We start from the raw sequence: 4,019 nt of genomic DNA, 5'->3' as shown, positions 1-4,019 counted from the left end.
ACTAGCCCATCCGCTTCAGCTTTGTCCTTCCACGAGTAACAGAAAAAGATGTCATAGGGGGCGAGCTGGCGCGGCATGTCTGTACTACTTCGTTTTCTCAGCGGTCAACTTCATCATCGAGGTCGTCGCGGTCCTCCACGCGAGGATTCCCAATGCAATCCGTGCACCCGGTTTCGATCGTCGCACGCTCGGCGTTCTTACGTTCTGCTACAATGGCGTCGCCAGATGGCCTACGACCTCCTCTGTGTTGTGCCGGCAAGGACTCGATCCGGGATCGGACCACGTCAGCATGCCGGGTGTCGCAGAGCCGTTGGTAGCCGTCCATGGCTCGCTCCCAATGTGAGAGAGCCAGATCCCCGTCTCCCTCCTCGGCCGCGAGCCCACCGAGCTCCTCATAAGCGCGGGCTTCCTCGAACAGGCTGCCGCACCATGCACCGCGCTGGGCTGCACTGTGAAGGATCCCCTTGGCCTCGCTCGACCGGCCTTGGCCACGCAGCGCCTCGCCGAGATAGTTTAGCGCCATGGCGGCGTCGACGTGAAGGCCGAGATCCTCGAACATCTGCAGTGATTCCTTCAACCGAGAGATGGCGGCATCGTATCGCCCGAGCCGTATCTCGATCAAGGCGATGTCCCGTAGCAGTATCGCCCTGTTCCGCGGGGAGCCCTCTCGCTCTACGAACTCCAGCGCCGAGCAGCTATCCGCGAGCGCCTGGTCCAAGTTTCCCTGGTGGTAATGCACCCATGCATGATGGGCGAGGGCCGTGTTTTCGCCGTGCGCGTCCCCGAGTTCCCGGAAGAGGAGCCAGGCCGTCTGATAGTGCTCGGCCGCCGCACGATAGTCGCCTCCTTCCATTAATGCGAGGCCAAGGTTGTTCCGCGTCTGCGCCTCCGCGTGTGGCCTGCCGGCCCTCTGCGCGGCCCTCAATGCGATTTTGTGGGTCTCGATCCAGATGTCCTGCGGCTTGGCGAGAAATAGGAAGCCGCGGAAGGCATAGGCCAGTTGCCAGCAACGGCCGTTTAGCCCAGCGGCAAAGGCTCGCCGACACACCCCAAGGATGTTGTCCTGTTCGCGGGCCACCCATCCGACCGCGTCGTGGTAGTCACGGGGATGGTAAGGGGTCACTTGGTCACTCGTGCCAGCGTTGGTGGCCTCCGGGTCCATGTCCAGCGCAGCCCGATACCGGAGCGGTGTGATGATCCTGTCTGCCAAGTCGAGCGACCACAGGTAGTAGTCGACTTCACGGCGAACAGCTTCGTCGCGTGTCGCCTCTGGCAACAGTGCGACCGCGCGGTCACGCGCGAAAAGGCCGAGGAGGTCGTGCAGGCGGAAGCGTCCCGGGCTCTCCTCCGTTAGTAGATTGGCGTCGAGGAGCCGGCGCAAGTGAATTCTGATCTCCTCTCCGCGGATTCCTGCGAGCGCCGCGGCGGCACCAAGACAGAATTCCGTTCCTCCATGCAGACCCACCAGCATGAAGGTACGCGCAAGATCGGTGCGAAGAAGGCGAAAGGAATGATCGAAAACCGAGGCTATGCTGCGTTCGCCGTCGTCAAGTCCGTTCAGGATCGAAGTCTCGTCGTGTGCCCAATCGCCCAGCCCGGCTACTTCCGCCGAGGCGGCGCGGAAACTCGCCGCAGCGATGCTGATCGCGAGCGGGAGCCCACCGCACCACTCGGCGATCCGCGCCTGCCAATCCCTGTCGCTCGGGTGTCTGTCGGTGGTCTTGCTGCCGGCACTGTACAACTCTACGAGACGAATGGCCTCTTGTAATGGAAGCGGCCCGGCATTGATGCGTGTGGCATCTTCCAGTGCGTTCAACATGCTGCGGCTCGTGATCAGTACCCGGCAACCGAACGTGGCGGGCAGTAGGGGCGTAACCTGCGCCGCGCTGTTCGCATTGTCGAGGAATAGAAGGATGCGTCTTCCCGCGACTCGTACTCGGAAAAGAGCTGCCCGGTCGTCGACGTGGACCGGTATAGCGTGCCCGGGAACGCCTAGTCGGCGAAGCAGGCGTTCCAGCGCCTCGGCAGGGGTCACCGGAAGCGAGTCCGCGTACCCGTGGAGATCCAGATAGAGTGATCCGTCGGGGAATGTCTCGGCCAACTGATGAGCCACTCGGAGTGCCAGTGCGGTCTTGCCAACACCGCCCATGCCGACAACCACGCCGACCACCGGCGCCCCATGTCCCGCATCCCTGTCGCATGACAGCAAAGCAGATAGTTGTTGCATTTCTACGTCACGGCCGACGAAGTTGACCGGTTCCCTGGGCAGATCCAAGGAAGGCGCAGTTGCGGGCGCCAACCGATTCTCCCGCGAGCCGGAGGAGACCGCCAGTTCGGATAGCCGATTCGTGTCCAGTATCTCGTCGCACCGTCGGGCAAAGTCCGGATTAGGTCGCGCGCGCCCCGTCTCGATCTTACTAAGATATCCCTTGCTGTAATTGATCTTTTTGGCGAGGTCGGACTGGCTTAAATGAGCTTCCTCGCGAAGTCGCCGCAGTTCCACGCCGAACTGTGAAAATTCACCGGGAAGGCTGTCAGCCAATGATCATCCTCTGGTCGTGCTGCGGGACAACCGGGCTAAAGAAGATCGCTATCACAGCGTCCTTCCTCTATACCTCGACCATCGTTGGTCCAGAATATACATCGCTCCGGTGGTCGTCGTCATCGCTTCCCCGGACGGAACTCGCTTTCGCCTCCAAAACGGTGGTCCATGTGTATCTCGCCGGGCCGGATGGTCATCCGAGGTTGACGATGTCCGCGTCGTCGGTGATCTGCGCGAGCACGAGCGCGGCGTTCTCGGCTAGCAGCCGGCCGGCCTTGCGGGTCAGGTCGAGGGGCCGCTCGACGCCATCGAGCCACAGGGTCGCCGTCGTTGCCAGGGCGAGGTCGACACGTCCGCCGGCGGCGAGGTGCTCGCGCAGTAGGGCGTTGATTCGCAGGCTTGTCTGCTGTCCGGCTCCGGGGTTGCGGTAGTTGCCGGACAGCCGGCGGCGCAGGCTGTCCGTCTCCCCAATGTAGACCTGCGGCCGGATGTCGTCCGCTGCGGCGGTGAGGGTCATCCGGTACAGGCCGGGCGCCTCGTCGAGGCCGCCGAAGGTCGGTTTCCCACCCGGATCGAGGGTGATCGTGCCTGCGTCGAGCCACCGCAGCCGGACTCGAACGTCGACCGCAGTTCCCACCGGCTGGCGGTCCAGCAAGGGCGGGGCGGTGCTGTGTGGGACTGGTGACGGGGCGATCCGACCGCGGTCGGCATAGCTGCCGCCGCGCGTGCCACGCGCGAACCGGACCCGTTGGCGGTCCAGGTACACCCGCTCGACCTGGAAACCGGCGGCCCGCCATGCCAACGCCTGGCTGTGACTGGAGTTGGCCCACCATTGCCGCTGGTCCGACGACGCCGGAAGCGACGAGCCGATGATCTCCTCAATCTGATCGAACCCCAGCTCCACTGTCGCCTGACCGCGATCCGCCGCGGCTCGCAGGTATGCGGTCAGCGGGTCGTATCTACCCATCGGAACCTCCTGGGCGGATTCTGGCCCTGGACGTGTGTCACTGACCCCGCAACCATCGGCCGTGCTCCACGGCGAAACGGGCTCGCGCCTATCGTGTCTCCGCCGCTGGCAGAACGCAGCGGGCTTCCCCCTCGGACCGCTGCGCGTTTCCCTCGATCCGGCTGTGGATGTCGCTACGCAACTGCCCAACCAGCCTGCGCGCCGCGGGAGCGCCGACGCGGAGCCGTTTGCGCAGCGTCTCGGCGGAGATCGGGCGCTGGTGCTGTTGCCAGTGCAGGACGTCCTCGGCCCTGGCCCGGTGCAGCAGGTCCTGCTCACGCGCGCCCGGTCCACTCCGGCCAGACCCCGCCGCGGCTTGTTCACCGACCGGTTCTTCCACTGGCGGGTCAGCGACGACCCGCCCAGGTGCGCTGTCCGCCGCCGGCCCGAGCAGTGCGGGCGCACCCGTGGTGATGGCCTGCATGGCCTGAAGCAGACCCGGACCGGCCTCCGCCCACCCGATAAGGAGAA

At 64.6% G+C, this 4,019-nt stretch carries 2 protein-coding genes and 1 pseudogene; all 3 read right to left on the bottom strand.

The annotated features are described in order from the left end of the window. Positions 1-97: 97 nt before the first annotated feature. A complete protein-coding gene (locus U9980_RS24055) occupies positions 98-2,542 on the bottom strand; it encodes a helix-turn-helix domain-containing protein (RefSeq protein WP_322770013.1) in 2,445 nt (814 codons plus the stop codon). A gap of 193 nt (positions 2,543-2,735) precedes the next feature. Continuing rightward, positions 2,736-3,509, bottom strand: a complete 774-nt coding sequence (locus U9980_RS24050) for a hypothetical protein (RefSeq protein ID WP_322770012.1) — start codon at positions 3,507-3,509, stop codon at positions 2,736-2,738. An 88-nt stretch (positions 3,510-3,597) separates the two neighbouring features. Continuing rightward, positions 3,598-4,019: pseudogene (locus tag U9980_RS24045) on the bottom strand (hypothetical protein); the annotation flags it as partial.

Origin of the sequence: Protofrankia sp. Cr1, from assembly GCF_963555865.1 — a bacterium.
Classification (GTDB): domain Bacteria; phylum Actinomycetota; class Actinomycetes; order Frankiales; family Frankiaceae; genus Protofrankia.
Note: the sequence above shows the minus strand (reverse complement) of the source record. Positions and strands in the feature narration are given on the sequence as shown.

Bases quoted from the DNA above. Each gene is read 5' to 3' on its own strand.
- U9980_RS24050 (WP_322770012.1), bottom strand. From the start codon at position 3,509: ATGGGTAGATACGACCCGCTGACCGCATACCTGCGAGCCGCGGCGGAT.